General features: G+C 72.4%; 5 protein-coding genes. All 5 read left to right on the top strand.

From position 1 onward, the window contains the following. Positions 1–1,229: outer membrane protein assembly factor BamB family protein (locus tag SZN_RS35235; protein ID WP_007504846.1), on the top strand; the 1,229-nt coding region annotated here is incomplete at its 5' end. 347 nt (positions 1,230–1,576) lie between these two features. Beyond that, complete coding sequence (locus tag SZN_RS35230; RefSeq protein ID WP_043734822.1) at positions 1,577–1,798, top strand: hypothetical protein; 222 nt, start codon at positions 1,577–1,579, stop codon at positions 1,796–1,798. 49 nt (positions 1,799–1,847) lie between these two features. After that, a complete protein-coding gene (locus SZN_RS35225; RefSeq protein WP_106432765.1) occupies positions 1,848–2,048 on the top strand; it encodes a hypothetical protein in 201 nt (66 codons plus the stop codon). A 292-nt stretch (positions 2,049–2,340) separates the two neighbouring features. Then, positions 2,341–3,111 (top strand): polysaccharide deacetylase family protein, encoded by a 771-nt coding sequence (locus SZN_RS35220; protein WP_007504840.1) that lies wholly within the window; start codon positions 2,341–2,343, stop codon positions 3,109–3,111. A 275-nt stretch (positions 3,112–3,386) separates the two neighbouring features. Then, positions 3,387–5,006 (top strand): GMC oxidoreductase, encoded by a 1,620-nt coding sequence (locus SZN_RS35215; protein ID WP_050815165.1) that lies wholly within the window; start codon positions 3,387–3,389, stop codon positions 5,004–5,006. The last annotated feature ends 78 nt before the right edge of the window (positions 5,007–5,084 follow it).

Below are 5,084 nucleotides of genomic sequence, written 5' to 3'. Positions count from 1 at the left end.
CCCGGCTGCTGCTCGCCGCGCTCGGCACCGCGCTGGCCCTCGCGCTGCTCGGCGTCGGCGCGGGCGTCTTCCTCGCGGGCCCGGACACGGCCACCGCCACCGCCTCCGACCCGCCCGCCGCCCGGACCGCCGCGCTGCCCGAGGGCTGGCGGCCCTGGCGCACGGCCCTGCGCCGCGACACGGACGGCATCCCCCTCGACTACCGGCGTCTCGGATGCGTGACCGACGCGGGCGCCCTGTTCTGCGGCGGGACGGGCTTCACGGTCGCCCGGATCGACGCCGCCTCCGGCCGCACCCTGTGGCGGGCCGGGACCCGCCCCCAGGGAGCGCGGCCGGTCGGCGCCCGGGACGGCCTCGTCTACGTGTACGAGGACCCGGACGACACCGTCCGGCGCCTGGTCGCCCTCGACGCCGGGACCGGCCGGCGGCGCTGGCAGCGCGACATCAGCAAGTCCGAGGACGCGGTCCTCTACGACAAGGGCCTGCTCACCCTCTCCCCGGACCACTCGTCGTTCGTCGCCTACGGGCGGTCCGGCGAGGCACTGTGGCGGGCGCCCGCGCCCGACCGGTACTGCACCCCTTCGGTGCTGGGAGGCGCGCCGTACGCCCTGTGCTCGGCCGGCACCGAGCCCGGCAGCGCCCCGGTCGACCTGATGAGGCTCGCACCGGGCGCCCTGACCGAGGTCGCCGCGCTGCCCCGCAAGGCCCTGGCCCTCGGCGCGGTCGGCGGACAGCCCCTGTTCCTCGCCCCGAAGACCGCGAAGGACGTCTACGAGGCCGGGTACGAGCGGCCGTACGACGCACTGCTGCGGGTGGACCCGGCGACCGGGAAAACCGTACGAACGCCGCTGGACCCTGCGCTGACCGGCGCGGCCACCCTCGTGGACGGCGTCGTCCACTTCGTGCGGGCCGACGGGTCGGTCACCGCGGTGTCGGCGGCGAGCGGAAAGCGGCTGTGGCGGCGGGCGACGGACATGGAGAGCCTGTCCGAGCCGGTGGTGTCGGCGACGTACCGGCGGGTCTACTTCGCCAACCGGTTCGGCCGCCTGCTGGCCCTGGACGCCCGTACCGGCGCGGAGGTCTGGCGCACCCCGGCGCTGGACGACCCCGGTGACAAGGCGCTGGACGCCGCGCCGCGCGTGCTGCTCGTCAAGGACGCGATCGTGGCCACCGCCGGTGACACGGCGTTCTCCCGCGGCCCGGACCGGGTGACGGCCCGGACCGGGTGACAGGGCTCGACGACGGCTGACCGGGCCGACGACGGGCGACCGGGCGGCGACGGCCGACCGGGCGGGCCGACCGGCCCCGGTGACCGGCCCCGGTGACCGGCCCCGGTGACCGGTCGCGCGGGAGTCGGGCGGGGCTCCGGTGGAGTGGCCGATTGTCGACGAAGCGGGGCAGGTTCGCGAAACCGTCGTACGCGGGAAAATCGGATAGTCCGGCAAAGGGAATTCCGGTCGGATTCTGAGCTGCCCGGGGACGGAAATCGCTGGTCAGTGGCGTGACCACACTGTTACCCTGCGGATCTGTGCCGATGGCCACACCAAGGGGGCTGACCGTGGGTTCATACTGAGCCATGACAAAGCCTGCGGCACCCAAGCGTCATCTGCCCACCAGCCCCTTCAAGGCCCCGGTCACGGCTGCACCGAAGCACTTCACCGTGGGCGACCAGGTCACCCATGACATGTACGGACTCGGCCGGGTGATCGGCGTCGAGGACGGCATCGCCGCGCTGGTCGACTTCGGCTCGGCGCAGCGCCGGATTCCCAGTCCGTACGCGAAGATGACCAAGCTGTAGAACCGCCGTGCCCGGTCGCGGCACGCCCGGGGCCCTGTCGGGTCCCGTCATGAAAGGCAGACCTCTCATCGAACCGACGACGCTGTTCTCGGCCCTGGAAGGGCACCCCCGTCGCTCCGCCGCGGTGTCGCCGCCGCCGACGACAACTCCCTTCCAGGCCCCGGACTTCGGCGAGGACGAGTTCCTCTGGTCCGAGGACGCACCGGAGCCCGCCCCCGGCCCCGCCGCCGGACGCACCAGGGCCGCGTAGACCGGGGCCGCCGGGTCCAGCACCGCCCCGGTGGGGGACCGGTGGCAGTCCGCCCCCGCCCCCGGGCGGAACCCCTCCCCCCGCGCGTACGGCCGCCCCCTGTGCCCGCCCGCCCCTGCCGGTCCGTGTGTCCCGCCGTGCCCGCCGAGTGGCGGGGCCGGCCGGGTTGTCCCTGAAACCCCCCGGGATTGTCCGTGATCGGTAACGGACGGATCCGACGGGCGCCGTTCCTCGTCCTGCCAGTTGGTCGCGCGGCGGCCGGCACGGTCAACGGGGCGGAAGCGGGGCGGACATGGCGCGGCACGGTGGCGGACGGGGCTGGTACGGCAAGCTGATCGGCGCGGCGCTCGGGGTGACCCTGCTCGCCACCGGCGCCTCGCTGTGGACCGCGCAGGCCGGTGTCGCGGACGGGGTGCCGCCGAAGGCCGCCGCGTCCGCCCGGCCCGCCGCCGTCAAGAAGGTCTCGGAGAGCATCGAGCACGCCTCCGACAAGGGGCCGCGCGGTGTCAACATCACCATCGACGACGGCCCCGACCCCTCCTGGACCCCCCAGATGCTCGACGTGCTCAAGGAGCGCGGGGTCAAGGCCACCTTCTGCATGGTCGGCACACAGGCGCAGGCGTACCCGGACCTCGTGAAGAAGGTCGTCGCGGCCGGGCACCAGCTGTGCAACCACTCCCTGTCGCACGACACCGCCATGGACCGCAAGCCCGAGTCCTACCAGGCGAAGCAGATCCTCGACGCCGAGCGCCTGATCACCAAGGCGTCCGGAGGAGTGCGCCCGCTCTACTACCGCGCCCCGGGCGGGGCGTTCACCCCCTTCAGCCGCAAGACCGCCGCCGCCCGCGGGATGCGTCCGCTGGGCTGGAACGTCGACACCAAGGACTTCGAACGGCCGGGCTCGGACGCGATCGTCGCCACCGTCCAGCGCGAACTGCCCAACGGGCCCACCGTGCTCCTCCACGACGCGGGCGGCGACCGCTCGCAGACCGTCGAGGCGCTGCGCCGCATCCTTCCCTGGCTCCGGGAGCAGGGCTACTCCACCGGGTTCCCGGTGCGCTGAAACCGGCCGGGCGCCGCGCGGCGCCGAGGGGTGTTGGGCGCGCGGCGCCGAAGGGTGGCGCCGGGGTGAGGCCCCGTTCCGGAGGCAGAACCGGACGGGGCCTTTTCGATGCCGCAGGGGCGGATGCGCCCTCCGTTCACCGCTGATGCGGAGCACCCGAACACGGCAGTGAAGTTACCCGTAGGTTGCTCGTGACTTGTTTCACGCTTCTTAGTAGAACCCGTTTCGATTAGGGCGCGAGAAAGGGGATCTACGTGGACTCCGGATCACGCGACATGCAGGAAGGAAGAGGTCTTTCCCGTCGTCGCTTTCTTGGTAGAACTGGTTCTATTTTAGGTGCGGTTTCTCTCGGTGCGTTCGATCTGCCGGCCGCCGCGGCCCGCCCGCTGGACAGCGGCCCCATCGAACCCGGCGCGCAGGTCGCCGCCCTGGTGGTCGGCACCGGATACGGCGGATCCGTCACCGCGCTCCGCCTCGCCCAGGCGGGCGTCGACGTGCACATGGTGGAGATGGGCATGGCCTGGGACACCCCCGGACCCGACGGAAAGGTCTTCGCCAACACGACCAGCCCGGACTACCGCTCCTTCTGGCTGCGCACCCGGACCAGGCAGCCGCTCAGCAACTTCCTCGGCTTCCCGCTCGACCGCGACATCCCGCGCCACACCGGCATCCTCGACGCCGAGGAATGGAGCGGCATCACCGTCTACCAGGGCCGCGGGGTCGGCGGCGGCTCACTCGTCAACGGCGGCATGGCGGTGACCCCGGAGCGGTCCCGCTTCCCGGCGGTGCTCCCGTCGGTCGACGCCGACGAGATGTACGACGTCTACTACCCGCGGGCGAACAGCACCCTCGGCGTCGGCATGATCGACCCGGCCTGGTTCGACTCGACCGAGGCGTACAAGTACGCCCGCGTCGGCCGCAAGCACGCCCAACGCTCCGGATTCCGCTTCCTGTTCGTCCCCAACGTCTACGACTGGGACTACATGAAGCAGGAGGCGGCCGGGACGGCGACCCGGTCCGCGCTGGCCGGGGAGATCCTGTACGGCAACAACCACGGCAAGAAGTCCCTGCCCAAGACCTATCTCGCACAGGCCCGCGCGACCGGCCGCGTCAGCATCTCCCCGCTGCACCGCGTGACCGGCGTGACCCCGGCGGCCGGCGGGTACGCCGTGACCATCGAGCAGCTCGACACCAGCGGGGCCGTCACCACCACCAAGACCGTGTCGGCGCGACGGGTGTTCTTCGCCGCGGGCAGTGTCGGCACCAGCAAGCTGCTGGTCCGGCTCAAGGGGACGGGCGCGCTGCCCGGCCTCAGCGACGAGGTCGGCGCCGGCTGGGGCGAGAACGGCAACGTCATGTGCGGCCGCGCCAACCACCTCTGGGATCCGACCGGTTCGCTCCAGTCGTCCATCCCGACGGCCGGTATCGACAACTGGGCCGCGGGCGGCGCGTTCGCCGAGGTGGCGCCGCTGCCGACCGGCATCGAGACCTGGGCGTCGTTCTATCTGTCGATCACCAGGAACCCGAACCGGGGACGTTTCACGTGGAACGCCGCGACGGGCAAGGTGGAGCTGGACTGGCAGACCGCGTGGAAGCAGCCCTCCATCACCATGGCGAAGACGATCTTCGACAAGATCAACGCCACCGAGGGGACCATCTACCGCACGGACCTCTTCGGCACGTACAAGATCTGGGGCGACCACCTCACGTACCACCCGCTCGGCGGGGCGGTCCTCAACAGGGCCACCGACAACTACGGCCGTCTGCGCGGGCATCCGGGGCTCTACGTGATGGACGGCGCGCTGATCCCCGGCAACGTCGGCGTCAATCCGTTCGTCACCATCACCGCGCTCGCCGAGCGCAACATCGAGAAGATCATCGCCGAGGACCTCTGACCGGGCGCGGACGGCGCGTGCCGGCGCCGCGTGCGGACGACCGCGGGCCGCGGGCCGGGCGTCCCGGCCCGCGGCGCC

Source organism: Streptomyces zinciresistens K42, from assembly GCF_000225525.1.
Taxonomy (GTDB): domain Bacteria; phylum Actinomycetota; class Actinomycetes; order Streptomycetales; family Streptomycetaceae; genus Streptomyces; species Streptomyces zinciresistens.
The sequence above is the reverse complement of the archived record's forward strand: the minus strand, read 5'-3'. Positions and strand labels throughout refer to the sequence as shown.